This window comes from Vibrio sp. 2017_1457_13, assembly GCF_030851525.1.
Taxonomy (GTDB): domain Bacteria; phylum Pseudomonadota; class Gammaproteobacteria; order Enterobacterales; family Vibrionaceae; genus Vibrio; species Vibrio metschnikovii.
The window spans coordinates 1-18,603 of sequence record NZ_VHTA01000017.1 but is presented as its reverse complement, the minus strand read 5'-3'; the positions used below and the strand labels follow the sequence as shown (position 1 = coordinate 18,603).

The window sequence follows — 18,603 nt, the reverse complement described above, 5'->3', positions numbered from 1 at the left end:
TTTATCTCATTATCCCAATATCCAATCGTGGTGCGAAAGGATCAAAGGACAAAAAAGTTACGTTGGTATGATTTAAGCCAACACATAACAAAGCGTTCAAGAGGGATTCGCAACGCGCGGCATTTTCGTTATGCGTTGATTTTATTAGTTTTTAGTGTAATGCGGTGAGTTGGTAGTTGCGTTGCTCACCCCTTAACGCGGCGTTATGTGAATTTTGTGAACAACAAAGAGATTGGTAATGGTAAATTTTACTGCTGGGAAGTGGATTTCTGAACCGAAAGTGAGTGAAGTCACTTCAGAGTTTGTGTCGATAACTACCGAGCCGAAAACAGATTTTTGGCAACGTTCTTATTATGGTTTTCGTAATGAAAATGCTCCTGCATTATTGATTGACTCAAAAGACAATTTTACATTTACCGCTAAGGTAAGTTTTGCTTATCAACAGCTGTTTGATCAATGTGGATTGATCATTTATCTCGATAATGAAAATTGGTTTAAAGCTTCGATAGAGTACGAAAATCAATCATTTTCTAGGCTTGGTAGTGTAGTTACAAATTTAGGGTATTCAGATTGGGCAACTACCGATATCCCGCTTCCTAAAGAGATTTGGTATCGTTTAAGTCGTAGAGGGCCAGATTTTCTTATCGAATCCTCGTTTGATGGCTTGGTATTTAACCAAATGCGTATCTTTCACTTACATCAGTTGGGAGAAACTACGGTGGAAATGGGTAAATGTAATCCACCTTTGCCGACACAAAACGTGGTCAGTTTTGGGGTTTATGCGTGTAGTCCTTCAGAATCATCGTTTACAGCAAAATTTACCGAAATGAGCCTGGAGCCTTGTAAATGGTTAGCTCACTAGCTCAAATTCACATAACAAACGCCTCAAGAGGGACTGTCAACGCGCGGCGTTTCCAGTCCCAATGAGCCGCGGTGGTTACGGTTGTTGTGTTTGAGTTTAGTGGTAGTGCGTTGCCAGCCCCTTAGGCGGGCGTTAAGCGCTTTGGTGAAAATGAATAATAAGGTGGAAAATTGAAGTTAAAATTAACAAAACAGTGGCATCAAAAAAAAGAGTTGGCTAACTTGTTTTTTTTCGCTCAAAGATTAGACGAACTATTTTTTGATTATACACTCGATACGTATAAGCCACCGGCATTAAATTCCATCTTTTTATGTCGAGAAGCTATCAAGTTAATCAGTGACATCGAAGATGACCTAATTGATGAAGCAAATTTAACTCATGTGCTTGAAGAGTTAGCTTGGTCTATGGCGCAAGACCCTGTAGTAAAGGTGATGCTAACTGCTCCAGCCGAAAGTTTCATACTTCATGGAGATAGTGTGAAATTGTCGGACACTAAAGTAAGACTTGAGGTTTTAGAGCGTACATTAAACCCAGTTTATTACTTAGATATTTGTGAACTATTGCTTAAAGAGTCGATTGAAGAAGGTTCAAAGAAAAAAATAGATCGTGTAGCAAGATGCTATGCATCAACACTTATAAATATGGGTGTATCAAAACAACACTTATATGAGCAAACACAGAAGTTCTTCTTTTTCGGGGATGAAATAGAAGAATTAATAGAGATAGAAAATTTTTTCTATTCGGTATCTGTAACTTCCCATCACTACGAAATCTACTTCATTGTCTCTGATCTTATTAAACAAGTGGAAGAATCAATTCCTGTTTTTGGTCTTCAGGTGCTAGATGAGCTCCCTGATGATGTTGTAGAAGTTGCAAAAAATAATGGATTGCATCCTAGTGATAATGAAGTCTGGGTCGAAGTAAAAGGAATAGAAAATTATGATAGACATGCTGCCAGAATAAAAGCTGAAAAAAGCCTAGATATGGTCAGAGACCTGTTCTTACTTTTCTCGCATAAAAATAGAATTGTCTGGAGAGATGAAAGTATCATAGCGCAATGTTGTGACGAAACCCCTATGTTGATCCGAAAGCCCAAAAATTCAATGGAAAAATGCTTTGACCTACGTGCTAAAGATGCCTCAGCCCGAATGAATGCAATGATTAAAAATATGGGGTTAGAAGGAAATTCTTTTATTAAATTCCATAGAGTTGTGGACCTACATGCAATTGGAACGACAAATGACTTACCTGAAAATCAACTATTGAATGTATGGATAGCACTTGAGACCCTCGTTCCATCGCAAGTGCACGGTGGAGGTAAAATTGTTAAAGTTAGTAATGGGATTATGCCTATACTTTTGAGGAACTATATTCCTAGGTTAGTTGAAAGACTTGCAGCAGACTTGCTTCGTTGGGATAGAAAGAAAACGAGTAGAATCCTTAGAAATATTAATAGCCCTGAAGACAAGGGGCTCTATCAGAAAGTACTTGAACTCATAGCATTTCCTGAAAACAATAGTGTTCTAACATCACTCTATGCTGAGTTAGGAGATTTTCACTTGCTACGTAACCGAACGTTCGAGTTAGCAGATATGTTTAAAAAACCAGAAAATTTAGTTAAGCGAATTTCTTTACACGAAAAGAAAGTTGCGTGGCAATTACGAAGAATCTACCGAACAAGAAACTTAATTGTTCATTCTGGTAGTTCCATATCATACATTGAAACACTAATTGAAAATGCTCACGATTACTTAGACCAAACAATGAGTTCAATTCTCGATTATACGTGTGGAATGCTTGATGCAAGTACTTTGGAGCAAGCCTTTGATATGGCAAAAATTGATTACGAAGTTTATCTTAAGGAACTAAAATCTTCGGATAAATTTAGCGCTGATAATATATGGCTTGGGTTGTCTTAAGACGCGCTTAACAAAGCATTTAAGAGTGATTCCCAACGCTTGGCATTTTTCATTCCATCGTTGGGTTTTGTGTTTACGGTGGTAAGGTGAAGTTTTGTGGTAGCGTTGCTCACACCTTAATGCGGCGTTAGCTGCTCCAGAAATTTTAGTTTTGTTGATAGAGAAAAAGATGAAAATATATAAAACACTTTTTATGGCATCATTCTTATTTGTAGCTGGTTGTCAGTCTCCAAGCTTTCAGGATTCAAATGATTCTTTATTACCACAGAATAAGTATAAAGGAATAAATTTTGATTCAATTTATGGTAGTTTATTAAAAAACATAGAAGTTAATGAACGATCTATATTAAAATTTATTCATTCTTATAAAGAGCTTGATAAGCCATACAGAGTTTATCTTGATGCTGGTCTTCCTGTAAATGATATTGAAGATGAGGCTAAAGCACGAATGATTGTTCTTAAAAATGAGGCTGAATCTTTTAAGTATGTATTTTCATATGTCAATTTAGGAAGTTATTCTAAGGAAAATAATGGTTTCCTATTATATAAAGAAGAACAGAATGAAATTATTCATGCTTCGGGTTTATGGATTATTGAACATAATAAATCGTACAATAGTACATGTACTGCCAAAGGTTACTGTGGATTAGAGCATAGTGATGGTTACTATGAGGCTCAAATTGCTATTGACCTAAAAGATTGGTTCATTCCAATGTCTGTTGATGAAGCTAAATCTTTGCTGGATAGCACGATGTCAAAGCAGAAAAAGTTACCAGCACTTATTGTATTCAAACCGATCTCATGTGTTTCTGGTAAAGGTAAAAAAAATGTTCGTTCAAATTACAGCAACGACCAGCTGATTACATGCGATTCTGAGGTTTCCGAAGTATATTTATATTCAAGTAGTACTTTAAATTCTTCAGATATTCCGGTTAGAACGTTAGTAAAAAAACGCAGCTAACAAAGCGTTCAAGAGGGATTCGCAACGCGTAGCATTTTCGTTATGCATTGATTTTATTGGTTTTTATTGTAATGCGGAAGGTTAGTAGTCGCGTTGCTCACCCCTTAACGCGGCGTTATGCTTTATTTAACCTCAGCAAAATCAATATACAAATTTTAATGGGAAAACTCAGTCTGATTTGGAAGTTTTCCTATTCTAATTTATTGATATTATGAGTTTATTGTTCTTTTTGGTGGCTATTGAAAGTTGAACGAGGCTTGTGTGTTTTTGTCGGGTTTTGCTCTGATAAATTGTGTATGCAAAAGATTCAATTGTCGCTGAAAGGTCTCTTTCTTTGGTGTTGCTGGCTCATTGATTCCACCGGCTATTTCGCTTCAGCATGTTTGGGATCTCATGAACATCTTACTTGCTGAAAGTGTTTGGTTAGCGCAAGTTTATCGGCGAATATGCGTTTTTGTCCGGCTCTGCTCTGATAAATTGTGTGCGTAAAAGGTTCGATTGTTGCTGAAAGGTCTCTTTCTTTGGTGTTGCTGGTTCATTGATTCCGTAGGCTATTTCGCTTCAACTTATTTGGGATCTTATCGGCACCAATGCTTGCTGAAAGTAGGCAAGTTTATCATTTTGAGTTAAAGTGCTGCGAACAGATGAATTTTGTAAAAGTTCAATATAATCAATAAGTAATAAAGCATAACAAACGCTTCAAGAGGGACTTCCAACGCGTGGCATTTTTATTATGCGTTGGTTTTTGTGGTTATGGTGTTATGCGGAAACTTGGTAGTAGCGTTGTCAGCCCCTTAAGCGGGCGTTAAATGCTTTCAGATGTACGCGAAAATCTGAGTATGTGACCTTTAAATTTTTGCTCTAAATAATCGGTATTGTCTGGTCTTATGTGATCACTCGTAAATCCATATTCACTCATTTTCGAGCTAAGTTTATTTTTCCGACCTCGGTCTGGATCAACAATAATAATATCGCATGTCTGATTAGCATGAGTTTGAATGAACTGAGCCAACAATGAGATGTGTTGGTCTTCATATAAAAGGTCGCTACCAATGATTAAATCAAAAAGGCTGAGTTGACTGTTCGCATCTGCCCAGTCGACACGTTCGAAAGCAATTTTTTTCCGATTATTCAGTTGAGTGTTTCTGTTTAGGAATGTTTCAACTTCAGGGTGATAATCCGTGGCGGTGATGTTTGCCATTTGCTCATTCAGAAGTAGGCTTGATAATCCAATGCCACAACCGACTTCAAGAATTCGTTTGTTATTGGTATCTAAGTTAAGAACATGGTGTGCTAGAACTAAGCTGGATGGCCAAACCACCCCGAAAATTGGCCATGAAGCAGAAGAGATACCTAAATTTTGTGCCGTATTTTTAGGGTCGCTAAACTGTTGTTTATCACGTAAAGTGCATAGATGTATATCATTGTTTCCAATGACAATAGTTTGGTAACGAATACGAAGTGTAGTTGTCATAATGGTTCTTGGTTAGGTAGTAAAGCTAAGCCAAATACTAATAATCCATAGATGACGAAACAAAAAGTGTGATAAAGGTTAAAGCAATTTGAGTTTAGTGCAAGGCATTTAACAAAGCGTTCAAGAGGGATTCGCAACGCGTAGCATTTTCGTTATGCGTTGATTTTATTGGTTTTTAGTGTAATGCGGTGAGTTTGTAGTTGCGTTGCTCACCCCTTAACGCGGCGTTATGCCTTTGTGCAAAAGTTTTGGTTCCCTATGGTTAAAATTGGAAGTAGTGAATGATAGATATTAGTGAACACAAAAAGGAGTTGTACTCATTTGATTCAACGCTTGTGACTCCAACTGGGGAAAATTTAACTATTGATTGTCACATTAAGTTACCTAATATTTGGGGGGAGAAATTAGATATTGAACTGGCTATACCTAATTCTAGCATGCCAATTAAAGGATTTTCTAATCCCAGCCAGATAAAAGCCACATGTGATCATTCAAATACTACCTTGAAAATGAAAGACGTTCATTATCACACTTTAACCACAAGTATTTTACCTAGTAGAAAAATGGGGCAAACATTAATTTCAATTGCTCATATTGAAAGCTTGCTTTTAAATGAAAAGGTAAATATTGGTGAAAACAAATTCTATGTTTATATTTCTAGCTCAGATTTCTTTGAAAAGTTTACAGTGAGTATAAATAATGAGCAATGCGAAGACCTTTCAATGTTCAAATGCCCTTATCTAGGAGTTATAAAGCTTCAGAGATACAAAGTACTGGCTGGAATTGACAATGGCAATAAAGTATTACAAAGTTATGGGTACCAGTTAGAAATTTCATTCAGTGAAAATGTATCTACAGAAGAATGCATTTTAGAACATATTTCTGGCTTGTTAGATGTGCTCTCGATTTTGTTACGACAAAGAATCGCTGTTTTGGGCTGGCAATCTTTAAAAAGTGGATCTCGAACTAGATTTTGGAAATACCCAATTGGTCCGATTGAAACAAATTATTCAGGTGTCGAGCCTAAGAGCTATTTAGTGAGCGTTAAAGATTTTGAGCAGCAAGTAAACTTGGGGTTTATTAATTATCAGTTGTTACCAGAGCAAACTAGGAAAGCTATTTATCAATTAAGCTATACACTTTCTCCAGCAATAAAATTGCGAGTTGAAGAGCGATTTATGTCATTGTTTAAAGGGCTTGAATCGATCGCAAGCAAGTTACCTTGCACCAAGGTCTTAACTCCAGATGATCACCTGCTGGTAAAATGTCTTGATGATGTTTCTAAGTCATTTGAGCACACTAACCCTCAGATATCGGAACGTATTAATGGATTTATTAGCATGGTAAATAGAAGAGACCTTCCACTAAAAGATAAAATCGTTTTGCTACTAAAGAAGCATAATGTTCAGTTCAATGACCTCTGGGAGATTAGCAGTGAAAAAGGTCTTACGGGTATCAGAAATAAATTAGCTCATAAAGGTTCTATTGGTGTTAACCATCAAGGGTTAGCGGTATCAACTTTTCATTTATCATTGATGGTCGAGCGATTGGTGTTTCGTATTCTTGGCTTAACGTTAGATCCACATATTGCTACTGAAATCAAACAAGATGAATGGCTTAGTAATTCATACTTTTATACATTGAAAAAGGATGTTTTTAAAGTTTAGTGCAGCTGTTAAATATAAGCTTTAGGCATAACAAACAATTTAAGAGGGATTCCCAACGCTTGGCATTTTTGCTTCTACTTCAAGTTTAGTGTTTATGGCGCAATACTTTAGGTTGGGTGGTAGCGTTGCTCACCCCTTAATTGGGCGTTATGTTTAATCACGTCAAATCAGTTGGTTGTATCTTTTCTTTGCTCCCTCGGCTTGTTGGTTTTGTGCTTGTCGGCAAGTTGGCTTCAGTGGGCGCTGTTTTCCGGACATTTATTCTTTGGCGCTGGAAATTCAGAGAATTGCCTCAATCGATTTTCGAGTAAGCGCGAGGTTGATTCGGCTTGCTCAATCAATATTTTGATCACAGGTTTTTGGGCTTGAACTGCCGAAATTCGAAGTCTGTTTTTCAAATCTATGAGTCGTTTCAGTTTTTTAGGTCTTTGCTTTTGTTTGTGAATCAAAGCTGAGTTAATCTTTGTTTTGTTAAAACGTAAGTCATTGAAGCTTAAACATAACAAACGGTTCAAGAGGGACAGCCAACGCGTGGCATTTTTATCATGCGTTGGTTTTTTGTGGTTACAGTGTTATGCGGAAGCTTGGTTATGGCGTTGGCTGCCCCTTAACCGGGCGTTATGCTTTATGGAGCCTCAGCAAAATTAATATATAAATTTTAATGGGAAAACTTAGTCTGATTTAGAGGTTTTCCATTCTAATCAATTGATATTATGAGTTTATTGTCCTTTTTGGTGGCTATTGAAAGTTGAACGATGCTTGAGTTTATTTGGCCAACTCTGCTCTGATAAATTGTGTACGCAAAAGGTTCGATTGTTGCTGAAAGGTCTCTTTCTTTGGCGTTGTTTACTCATTGATTCCACCGGCTATTTCGCTTCAGCATGTTTGGGATCTCATGAACATCTTACTTGCTGACAGTGTTTGGTTAGCGCAAGTTTATCGATGATTGTGCGCTTTTTTCCGGCTTTGCTCTGATAAATTGTGTGCGTAAAAGGTTCGATTGTTGCTGAAAGGTCTCTTTCTTTGGTGTTGCTGGTTCATTGATTCCGCAGGCTATTTCGCTTCAACTTATTTGGGATCTTATCGGCACCAATGATTGCTGAAAGTAGGCAAGTTTATCATTTTGAGTTAAAGTGGCTTTAACTAATGAACATTGTAAAAGTTCAATATAATCAATAGGTAATAAAGCATAACAAACGCTTCAAGAGGGACTTCCAACGCGTGGCATTTTCATTATGCGTTGGTTTTTGTGGTTACGGTGTTATGCGGAAACTTGGTAGTAGCGTTGTCAGCCCCTTAAGCGGGCGTTATGCTTAATCCATTAAAATCAGTAGTTTGTGGTTGTCGACTCCTTTGGCATTTCATTCAGGTTTTGTCGGCAATTCAATATTGTTTGTCGCTGCCTAATGAAGCGGCAATGTGTCTGGCGCTGTAAATTCTGTGTTATTGCCTCATTGGTTTTTTGAGTCCACGCGAGGTGAGTTTTGCTCTCTCAAGTCGCTTTGAGCAGTTTGGTGCCTTTACTTATAGGCTGAAAGTCAGTCGGCAATTGAGCATTGTTTTGCGCTGCCTAATGAAACGGCAATCTGTCTGTCGCTGTAAATTTCAGTGTTATTGCCTCATTGAGTTGTCGCGCCCATGCGTGGTGAGTTGGTTTGTCGGAGAGGGTCTCCACATTGGCCTAGTTGCTAAATGAAAGCCTGCATTGGTCAGTTCATAGGTAAAAGTTGAGCCAGTTCTAATTCAAGGAAACTCGGAGTTTGGCCAATGATTTCAGTTGGTTATCATTGATTTGATTCAAATGTAAAGTGTTGAAGCTTAAGCATAACAAACGCCTCAAGAGGGACTGTCAACGCGCGGCGTTTCCAGTCCCATTGAGCCGCGGTGGTTGCAGTTGTTGTGTTTGAGTTTAGTGTTATGCGTTGTCAGCCCCTTAGGCGGGCGTTATATTTCTCTTAAATTCAACGTGTTACAAATTTAAAAGTTAAGTGGTAATGTGAGTGTTTTACTGGTTGATGATTTCTTGTGAAGCATAGCTGTTGATTTGATCAAGTTTATCAATGTCTAACGAACATTATTGTTTAATCGCATTTAGCAGCTCTTTTGATTTGGTTTACATTAATGGCTTATTTCTCTGATATTTATCATCAGAATCAATGGGTAAGCTTGATTCGATTTCAAAATTAATTGTTTTTTGTATCTAAATCTGGCTCAACTGACGTTAAGCTTTTGATGTTATGTACTATTTTCAAAGGTTGTTTGGTGTTTCAGTGGCTGTATGGAACTGAAATATAACAAACAATTCAAGCAGACCCTCAACGCGTGGCATTTTTATTATGCGTTGAGTTTAGTGATTACGGTGTTGTGCGTAAAGTTGGTCGTTGCGTTTCGGGCTACTTAATTGGGCGTTAGCTTAAAAAGGAAATCTGTGAAAGAAGTACGAGTTAAGTCTTTCTCAGAGCTACATGATGCTCTGAGCGAATATAGAAAGGATAATCGCTGGGTTTTTCGTGGCCACGGTGATATTGGATGGGAATTAATCCCTAAAGCAGGGCGTAAGCCATATTCAGAGAAAGATGATTTAGATTATTTCGATGCTTGGAAGAGACGAGCTGTAGAGTTTATTTCAGGTGAAAAACCCAATAATGACTGGGAATGGTTAGCCATTGCTCAGCATCATGGCTTGCCGACAAGGTTAATGGATTGGACTTATAATCCATTAGTAGCTGCATACTTTGCTACGCTAGATGTTTCCACGGGGGATGCTGTCATTTATTGCCACATTCCTGAATTTGTTTTAAAGCCTGAGAACACTACGCCTAGAAAATATAAACAAGTATCCCTTTTAAAGCCGAGTGCTGTTGTTCCCAGAATAAGTCGACAAAGTGGGTTATTCACCGTCCATGGGGATCCAACAAAACCAATGGAGGAACAAGTGTCGATTGATAGTATTGAAAAAATTGTCATTGATAAATCGTATCGAAAAAAGCTTCAATTTGAACTTAATCACTATGGGATCAACAAACTGAACTTATTCTCTGATTTGGATGGTTTGTCTGCACATTTATGTTGGACTTTAGAAAATAGAAACTACTGGACAAACAATGAAGAGTTTATGCAAGCGTTGGAAAATTTAAGCTAACAAACGCTTCAAGAGGGACTTCCAACGCGTGGCATTTTTATTATGCGTTGATTTCGGTGGTTACGGTGTTATGCGGAAACTTGGTAGTAGCGTTGTCAGCCCCTTAAGCGGGCGTTAGGTCACAACGGGATCACACGAATAATGTATGAAGATATCGAGTGAGTATGGAATAGCCAATAGGGTATAGAGGAAAGAAGGCAAAAAGGACGAATATTAGTCATTTCCATGATACCCTTGAGGCGCTTTCGTGCGCACCTTAATCGGGGCGCGATTGAAGCGTGACGCCCGCAAGACCTCAAGGTAGAGCGATGCCCAATACTTCGGCTTCGATTTTTGTCTTTTTCTTCAATTCTTTTTTGATAGTCAATAATGAACGAGAGACCATAGGCAACATTGGTCGTGACCTAACAAACGATTCAAGACAGACTCGCAACGCAAAGCATTGTTATTATGCGTGTAGTTTGGTGATAAAGTCGTTATGCGGAAGGTTGGTAGTCGCGTTGTTCGCTGCTTAATCGGGCGTTATGCTTTATTTAACCTCAGCAAAATCAATATATAAATTTTAATGGGAAAACTTAGTCTGATTTAGACGTTTTTGTATTCTAATTTATTGATATTATGAGTTTATTGTTCTTTTTGGTGGCGATTGAAAGTTGAACGATGCTTGTGTTTTGTCGGTCAACTCTGCTCTGATAAATTGTGTACGTAAAAGGTTCGATTGTCGCTGAAAGGTCTCTTTCTTTGTTGTTGCTTGTCCATTGATTCCATCGGCTATTTCGCTTCAGCATGTTTGGGATCTCATGAACATCTTGCTTGCTGACAGTGTTTGGTTAGCGCAAGTTTATCGATGATTGTGCGCTTTTTTTCGGCTTTGCTCTGATAAATTGTGTGCGTAAAAGGTTCGATTGTTGCTGAAAGGTCTCTTTCTTTGGTGTTGCTGGTTCATTGATTCCGCAAGCTAATTCGCTTCAACTTGTTTGGGATCTTATCGGCAACAATGATTGCTGAAAGTAGGCAAGTTTATCATTTTGAGTTAAAGTGGCTTGAACCAATAAATGTTGAAAAAGTTCAATTTAATCAATAAGTAATAAAGCATAACAAACGCTTCAAGAGGGACTTCCAACGCGCGGCATTTTCATTATGCGTTGATTTTGGTGGTTACAGTGTTATGCGGAAACTTGGTAGTAGCGTTGTCAGCCCCTTAAGCGGGCGTTATGCCATTTAAAGCAGGAGTTTCATGGAAAGTTTCTACAAATATTGTCCAATTAGTTCACATGATAACTTGGAAGAACAGCATTCATTAATTAACCTGTTTGAAAATCAGGCATCTTTCTCTCGGAGAAAGAATTTTAATGATTTGTTTGATTCAAAAGTTAAGATTATTCGCCCTTCGAGAGATCGAGTACGCAGAACTTATCAAAAATTATCTGGTGAATCTAAGCGTACTTTTAAAAACCTATACATGGGTGAAAATGCGAATCATAACTTTGATATTTTGATTAAAACTATCGAGGAGATTTTAGATAGTTATTTATTCTATTGCGTCACTGATAATCCTATAAATAATTTGATGTGGTCTCATTATGCGAGCTCCCATAATGGTTTTTGTATCGAATGGAACGGTGATGAAATGTCACCTGAGAAAGTAAGATATCAAGACCAATTACCCACTCTTGAGCTTCTGGAGTTGCTCGAATCAACAATCGGGTTGCGAACTAAAGATGAAATCGCTTCTCAGGCTTGGGTTTCATTGAAGATTAAGCTTCAAGAATGGGAGTATGAGTCAGAGTATCGTATTAACTTAAGCAATCGTGCTCAAAACCTAATCGTGAAAGATTTAGGAAAGCTGGCGTTAGTCAAGTTTCAGCCAGAATGGATAAAATCAATTATTTTTGGCTATCGTATGCCTGAAAAAACAAGAGACTATATTCGTAGGAATATGCCGGTAAACACCACCTACCAAGAAGCAGTTATCTCTAGAAATGGCAATGGATTAGCGCTAAAAAAAATGGCATAACAAACGCTTCAAGAGGGACTTCCAACGCGTGGCATTTTTATTATGCGTTGACTTTGGTGGTTTCAGTGTTATGCGGAAACTTGGTAGTAGCGTTGTCAGCCCCTTAAGCGGGCGTTAGGTCACAACGGGATCACACGAATAATGTATGAAGATATCGAGTGAGTATGGAATAGCCAATAGGGTATAGAGGAAAGAAGGCAAAAAGGACGAATATTAGTCATTTCCATGATACCCTTGAGGCGCTTTCGTGCGCACCTTAATCGGGGCGCGATTGAAGCGTGACGCCCGCAAGACCTCAAGGTAGAGCGATGCCCAATACTTCGGCTTCGATTTTTGTCTTTTTCTTCAATTCTTTTTTGATAGTCAATAATGAACGAGAGACCATAGGCAACATTGGTCGTGACCTAACAAACGATTCAAGACAGACTCGCAACGCAAAGCATTGTTATTATGCGTGTAGTTTGGTGATAAAGTCGTTATGCGGAAGGTTGGTAGTCGCGTTGTTCGCTGCTTAATCGGGCGTTAGGCTATTCAGAGGATACTATGACCGATTTAAAAAATAATGAGCAATATTTCGACGTTTCATTTGAGAAGATTGCTACCCCTGAGCAGCAATATACCGACGTTGAATTTGAAGATTGCCAATTCTCTGATTGCGATTTCTCATCGGTTAAATTTCATAGATGTAAGTTCACAAACTGCACATTTGAACGCTGTAATTTGAGCTTGGTCGATTTTGCTAACTCAAAGTTATTTGAGCTTAAATTTCAAGACAGTAAGTTAGTTGGTGTTGATTGGACGAAAGCGACATGGCCAGTTTATCATTCAGACTTTGAGCTAAGTTTTAAGCGTTGTATTTTAAACGACTCATCTTTCTTTGGCTTGACCTTAAATGAATTGGTTTTTGATGAGTGCAAGCTGCATGATGTTGATTTCCGTGAAGGTAACTTTGCTCGTTCAACAATGACTTATAGCGATTTTAGCCACAGTTTATTTATGAGAACAAATTTGCAAGGTGTTGATTTCAGTGAATCAACAGCATACTCAATTGACGTATTAGAAAATAACGTTAAAAAGGCAAAGTTTTCACGATATGAAGCGTTAAGCTTACTAGAAAGTCTGGGTATTGAACTAGTGGATTAATAGCCTAACAAAGCGTTAAAGAGGGATTCGCAACGCGTAGCATTTTCGTTATGCATTGATTTTATTGGTTTTTAGTGTAATGCGGTGAGTTTGTAGTTGCGTTGCTCACCCCTTAACGCGGCGTTATGCAACAAAATTAACATTGGAGTTAACTTGTGAGTGAAAGTACAGCGGCGGTAATTAAGATTCTATCTTCACTGACGTCCCCAAAGGCGTCCGTGAAGTATATCTCAGTAGGCATTTTTATGCTGTTAGCTTGGAAATACATCGATAGTGTTGTTGATGTGTCTAGCGTCCCAGCTGAACATAGGAGCGTTATCGTACTTTTGATTGGTTTGGGGCTAGGTTCGCTCGTAGGTCATTTCGTCTACGCTATCGTCAATATGCTTTGGTCAAAACATGAGGCTTCACGATCTGAGAGATTAAAACAACTAGAAGCGGCTAAGGCTAAGGAAAAAGCTGAAGAAGAGCTAAGTATCGAAAATGCTAGGTTGTTAGAAGAGTTTAAGAAGATATATCCTTATTATGATCGTTGGACTAAAAAGGTAATTAGAACTCTATCGCAGCAAGAGAGCACCTTCGAGTGGGGCAGTGATGACGTTGATATACCAAAACAAAATGGTTATATCTTAAAAGTTGTTAATATCGATAGAGAACGAGATATTTATAAACTGCATTCTGCTCTTACTGAATTCGTGTCTAATGAATGGAAATCTGAAACGGACCGTCTAACCAAAGATTTTTTTGATAATTACAATGATGACAAACGAGAACTAATAAAATTATTGGATTGCAAAAACAGGGACGATCAGACCCAAGTTTCGTTAAATGCGATCAATGTTGCTACTAAATATCGAGGAATATTCAATGTTGAAGAAGATGATAATGATGATGGCTTCTATATTTCCGTTGAACAACCATATTTTGATGATATATGTGAAAAGCTACGTGTTGAGCTTGCTGATGAAACTTATGTATTGAAGGCAAGAATTACGGAATCGAGAGAAGTTGCATAACAAAGCATTTAAGAGTGATTCGCAACGCTTGCCGTTTTCGCTTCGCTCAAAGTGTAGGCAAGCGCCGCTCACACCTTAATGCGGCGTTATGTGCCTAATAGTTTTCAACGTCTATATTACTTATATCACAAGGAAATCATATGTTTAGAGTCATATATGAGTGGCGAGTGCCATCTAATAAAATGGATGAATTTCAAAAGGTTTGGAGTTCTACAACTGACTCTATTCATCATACAGTCGAGGGTGCTCTCGGCAGTTTTATGCTTCATTCCTTTGATAAACCTGAAAAGGTACTAACGATTGCTAAGTGGCGCTCTCGACAAGATTGGGAATTATTTTGGGAAAATAGTAATCCTGAAAAAATGCAGAAAATGCATGAAATTGCTGAACGAATTTCGGTGGAATCGTTCGACGAAATAGAAGATCGGAGTAAATAATAACCCCGGCACATAACAAACAATTCAAGCAGACCCTCAACGCGTGGCATTTTTATTATGCGTTGAGTTTAGTGATTACGGTGTTGTGCGGAAAGTTGGTAGTTGCGTTTCGGGCTACTTAATTGGGCGTTATGTGTTAATGCGATTTCGGGACATTTCTCGTAAAAGTTAATGGCAAAGTAGTACATCCGATTCATATGACTAAGCTTAATGAAACCAACGTTGGCATCAAGGAGGTTAGATGACGAAGTTTCAGGATAAATGGTTTAAAAGATGGGAAAGCAAAAGGCGTAAAGGACTGATCTATTATACTTTTACTCAGACACTTATTATGGGCGGAGCGGTTGTTGTCGGTAGGTTTTTGGGTGTGGCTTTCTTCACCAATCAGAGTCAATGGGAAGAGTTTTTCACTGGTCTACCTATATTGGCAATAATTTTTTTTGGTATTGGTATTCCGTTTAATGCTATAGCTTGGTTTATTGGTGAAAAACGATATCAAAACCTTTTAAATGAGCGGAAAAACACATAACAAGGCGTTAAAGAGGGATTCGCAACGAGTGGCATTTTCGTTATGCGTTGATTTTATTAGTTTTTAGTGTGATGCGGTGAGTTGGTAGTTGCGTTGCTCACCCCTTAACGCGGCGTTATGTGCTAGTGTGCCCCACAAATCCAACTGGTTATTTCTAAATAGATTTTAATCAGGAATAATTTTGATTAAGGAGTGAGTTTGTTTAATATTAATATCCATGCAGAATATAGTAAATTATTTGGCAAAAAGGCTCCATCGCTTAAACATCTAATCCCTAATAGGGTAAGCGTTGGTTGTTTAATCGCCCACTCGATGATTTCATATTCTGATAGAACAGAATATTTAAATACTTGGTGTGAAAAAAATCTTAATCTAAGTAAAAAAGGGAAAAAGGAGATTAAGAGGGTAAAAATAAAAAAAAGACCTTCCAACCTTTTACTTTGGGTTGAACTCCTTAAGAAAGATATTAAAAGTTGTGATTTAAATAAATTCAAAGTGGATAACTTTTTAAAAGAAGTTGTTGAACCGTTAACTGCTATTAATGAAAAAGAAGTGCCCGATAAAGATGAACCGCTCTATCTTGTAAAAAATATTCTTTATGCATATCAAGATAACGCGCTTTATCAATTTTACAGAGCAATTCAGATTTTCATTAATGATAAAAGCATGCGGGTATACGCAGAAGATTTTGAAAATAAAAATGAAATTGCACTCAAAGAATTTATTTTCATTTGTCACTGTATAGGAATTAAATATTTAAAGAATGCTGATTTTGGAGTTGCTCAAAAGTGGGTTCTTAGTGCGGAAGAATTATCTTTATCAACTGGTTTTATGGTGGATAAAATAGAAAAAACCATGAAACTAATATCATTTACTCAAGCTGAGTGTCGGAAGTACTCTCAATCAGAAGAATTTAAAGAGCACGATTTCAATTTTTTTGCAAACAAACCATTTTTTAAAATCGACAATAACTATTATGTACCGGTTGATGGGAAACTTACTCAAAACTTAGTTTTTAACAATTTGTTTTATCGAGTAAAGAGTGCAAGTAAAAATAAGAAAGCATTTATGCGAGACTTCGGTTTCGCCTTTGAAAGATATGTTGTTAGTTTCATTGAAGATGTTTGCCTTAACTCAAGAAGCCATAAGTATATTCATGTTCCTGAATTTAAATATGACAATCAAACAAAACATTCGTCCGATTCGTATATTTTATACCAAGACAGTGAAAATGAAGAGAATATCGTTTTAGTTGTTGAAGTTAAGTCTGCAAGAATATTAGATAATGTGAAACGATTAAAAGGAAGCCGTGATGCAGTTGAAAAGTCGATAAAAAAATTATCTTTATCACCTTTAGAGCAACAGATAAAGGTTACTTCAAATATAATAAAGTCTAATTCTCATCAATCGATAACTGAAAATGCCGTGTATTATTTTATTAGTGTAAGCATGGACGACTTTCCTTTATTAGTTGGTGGTTGGGACTCTAAAATAAACTCAGGTGAATTAAATGAGTTAAAGTGCGGTGGCTTGTATTCTTTCAATATTGAGGAATTAGAGCTTTTATCGAAGCTAATATCTGGCGATCTAGAATACCCATTCCCATACCTTTTAGAAAAATATAGAGTAGATTATAGTGAGTTATCATTCAAAACATATTTGTCCAGACTTGAAAAAGCATTAGGCTTCAAAAATCCTCGCTTTGAGAAAAAAATATTAGAATCTCAAAAAATAATTACCGATTACTTGAGAAGTGAAAATGTTTAACTCTAGCACATAACAAAGCATTTAAGAGTGATTCCCAACGCATGGCATTTTTCACTCCATCTTTGAGTGCGGTGTTTACGGTGATATGGTTGGGTTTCGTGGTGGCGTTGCTCACACCTTAATGCGGCGTTAGCTGTATACGATGAACAAGGAAGTAATGTGGTAGAAAACTATGAGACTCAATTTGTCACTTTCGTCGAGTCTGAAATGGAGCAAGATTTGGCGCATGACTTAAACCATGTATTTCGTGTTGTCAAAACGGCCAAACTGCTGAGCAAAATTGAAGGTGCGATGCTTGAGGTAGTTTTACCTGCAGCGTATCTCCACGATTGTTTTTCATTTCCCAAGAATCATCCTAACAAAGCTGAAAGCTCTCGTATTGCAGCAGATAAGGCACTGGAGTTTCTTAATGAGATTGGTTATCCGAATGAATATCACGACGCTATAAAGCACGCAATTATTGCTCATAGTTTTAGCGCCAAGGTTCAACCTGATACGCTTGAAGCAAAGGTTGTACAGGACGCTGATAGACTCGATGCTCTAGGTGCAATTGGGATTGCTCGTTGCATTCAGGTGAGCACAAATTTAGGCGTGGGTTTATATGATGCAACTGACCCCTTTTGCGGTACACGTGAGCCGAATGATCGAGTGAATACGGTAGATCATTTCTACACGAAGCTATTTAAATTGCCTGAAATAATGCATACAGCGTCAGCAAAGGTAGAGGCTGAAAAGAGAATGAAATTTATGAAAGCTTACTTAATTCAGTTGGGAATGGAAATCGAGCCATACAGCTAACAAACGCCTCAAGAGGGACTGTCAACGCGTGGCGTTTCCAGTCCCATTGAGCCGCGGTGGTTACGGTTGTTGTGTTTGAGTTTTGTGTTATGCGTTGCCAGCCCCTTAGGCGGGCGTTATGCTTTATTGAGCCTCAGCAAAATCAATATATAAATTTTAATGGGAAAACTTCGTCTGATTTAGACGTTTTATTATTCTAATTCATTGATATTATAAGTTTATTGTTCTTTTTGGTGGCGATTAAAAGTTGAACGATGCTTGTGTTTTGTCGGCCAACTTTGCTCTGATAAATTGTGCACGCAAAAGATTCAACGGTTGATGAAAGGTCTCTTCCTTTGTTGTTGCTTGTTCATTGATTCCACCGGCTATTTCGCTTCAGCATGTTTGGGATCTCATCGGTTTCTTGCTTGCTGGCAGTGTTTGGTTAGCGTAAGTTTATCGATGATTGTGCGCTTTTTTCCGGCTCTGCCCTGATAAATTGTGTACGCAAAAGGTTCGATTGTTGCTGAAAGGTCTCTTTCTTTGGTGTTGTTTGCTCATTGATTCCACAGGCTATTTCGCTTCAACTTATTTGGGATCTTATCGACAACAATGATTGCTGAAAGTAGGTTGGTTTGTCATTTTGAGTTAAAGTGACCGGAACAAATGAATATTATAAAAGTTCAATGTAATCAATAAGTAATAAAGCATAACAAACGCTTCAAGAGGGACTTCCAACGCGTGGCATTTTTATTATGCGTTGGCTTTTGTGGTTACGGTGTTATGCGGAAACTTGGTAGTAGCGTTGTCAGCCCCTTAAGCGGGCGTTAGGTCACAACGGGATCACACGAATAATGTATGAAGATATCGAGTGAGTATGGAATAGCCAATA

14 protein-coding genes are annotated in these 18,603 nt (G+C 37.8%); 13 read left to right on the top strand and 1 reads right to left on the bottom strand.

The features are described from left to right. Window positions 1–238: 238 nt before the first annotated feature. The 3 genes from FKN88_RS16835 (at window position 239) to FKN88_RS16825 (ending at window position 3,742) form a co-directional block, all read left to right on the top strand. On the top strand, window positions 239–862 hold the full coding sequence (locus FKN88_RS16835) for a DUF1349 domain-containing protein (RefSeq protein WP_069730952.1): 624 nt from the start codon (window positions 239–241) through the stop codon (window positions 860–862). A gap of 170 nt (window positions 863–1,032) precedes the next feature. Continuing rightward, the gene (locus tag FKN88_RS16830) at window positions 1,033–2,781 is read left to right on the top strand and encodes a hypothetical protein (RefSeq protein ID WP_161426527.1); all 1,749 of its coding nucleotides are present in this window, start codon (window positions 1,033–1,035) and stop codon (window positions 2,779–2,781) included. Between the two features lie 169 nt (window positions 2,782–2,950). Beyond that, window positions 2,951–3,742, top strand: a complete 792-nt coding sequence (locus FKN88_RS16825; RefSeq protein WP_306687735.1) for a hypothetical protein — start codon at window positions 2,951–2,953, stop codon at window positions 3,740–3,742. 805 nt (window positions 3,743–4,547) lie between these two features. On the opposite strand, the gene FKN88_RS16820 is transcribed toward FKN88_RS16825, so the two are convergent. After that, window positions 4,548–5,216, bottom strand: coding sequence for a methyltransferase (locus tag FKN88_RS16820; RefSeq protein ID WP_158137362.1), 669 nt, complete (start codon window positions 5,214–5,216; stop codon window positions 4,548–4,550). A gap of 281 nt (window positions 5,217–5,497) precedes the next feature. Here FKN88_RS16820 and FKN88_RS16815 point away from each other — a divergent pair, with 281 nt between their 5' ends. From FKN88_RS16815 to FKN88_RS16770, 10 genes are all read left to right on the top strand, one after another. Continuing rightward, window positions 5,498–6,883 carry a hypothetical protein gene (locus tag FKN88_RS16815; protein WP_306687736.1) on the top strand — a complete coding sequence of 462 codons (1,386 nt, stop codon included), beginning with the start codon at window positions 5,498–5,500 and terminating at the stop codon, window positions 6,881–6,883. A gap of 1,462 nt (window positions 6,884–8,345) precedes the next feature. After that, complete coding sequence (locus tag FKN88_RS16810; protein ID WP_306687737.1) at window positions 8,346–8,579, top strand: DUF3709 domain-containing protein; 234 nt, start codon at window positions 8,346–8,348, stop codon at window positions 8,577–8,579. A 732-nt stretch (window positions 8,580–9,311) separates the two neighbouring features. Further along, window positions 9,312–10,025: an FRG domain-containing protein gene (locus FKN88_RS16805; RefSeq protein WP_069217108.1), complete on the top strand. Its 714-nt coding sequence runs from the start codon at window positions 9,312–9,314 to the stop codon at window positions 10,023–10,025. 1,237 nt (window positions 10,026–11,262) lie between these two features. Then, window positions 11,263–12,042 carry a DUF2971 domain-containing protein gene (locus FKN88_RS16800; RefSeq protein ID WP_248364682.1) on the top strand — a complete coding sequence of 260 codons (780 nt, stop codon included), beginning with the start codon at window positions 11,263–11,265 and terminating at the stop codon, window positions 12,040–12,042. Window positions 12,043–12,585: 543 nt separating this feature from the next. Next, entirely contained in the window at window positions 12,586–13,185 is a 600-nt protein-coding gene (locus tag FKN88_RS16795; protein ID WP_004397245.1) for a pentapeptide repeat-containing protein, read from the top strand. Window positions 13,186–13,430: 245 nt separating this feature from the next. Beyond that, the gene (locus tag FKN88_RS16790) at window positions 13,431–14,201 is read left to right on the top strand and encodes a hypothetical protein (protein ID WP_306687738.1); all 771 of its coding nucleotides are present in this window, start codon (window positions 13,431–13,433) and stop codon (window positions 14,199–14,201) included. A 140-nt stretch (window positions 14,202–14,341) separates the two neighbouring features. Beyond that, window positions 14,342–14,638 (top strand): antibiotic biosynthesis monooxygenase, encoded by a 297-nt coding sequence (locus tag FKN88_RS16785; protein WP_306687739.1) that lies wholly within the window; start codon window positions 14,342–14,344, stop codon window positions 14,636–14,638. A 241-nt stretch (window positions 14,639–14,879) separates the two neighbouring features. Further along, window positions 14,880–15,167 (top strand): hypothetical protein, encoded by a 288-nt coding sequence (locus tag FKN88_RS16780; RefSeq protein ID WP_154171014.1) that lies wholly within the window; start codon window positions 14,880–14,882, stop codon window positions 15,165–15,167. Window positions 15,168–15,365: 198 nt separating this feature from the next. Continuing rightward, a complete protein-coding gene (locus FKN88_RS16775) occupies window positions 15,366–16,934 on the top strand; it encodes a hypothetical protein (protein ID WP_306687740.1) in 1,569 nt (522 codons plus the stop codon). Window positions 16,935–17,093: 159 nt separating this feature from the next. Further along, window positions 17,094–17,732, top strand: a complete 639-nt coding sequence (locus tag FKN88_RS16770) for an HD domain-containing protein (protein ID WP_032475759.1) — start codon at window positions 17,094–17,096, stop codon at window positions 17,730–17,732. Window positions 17,733–18,603 lie beyond the last annotated feature (871 nt).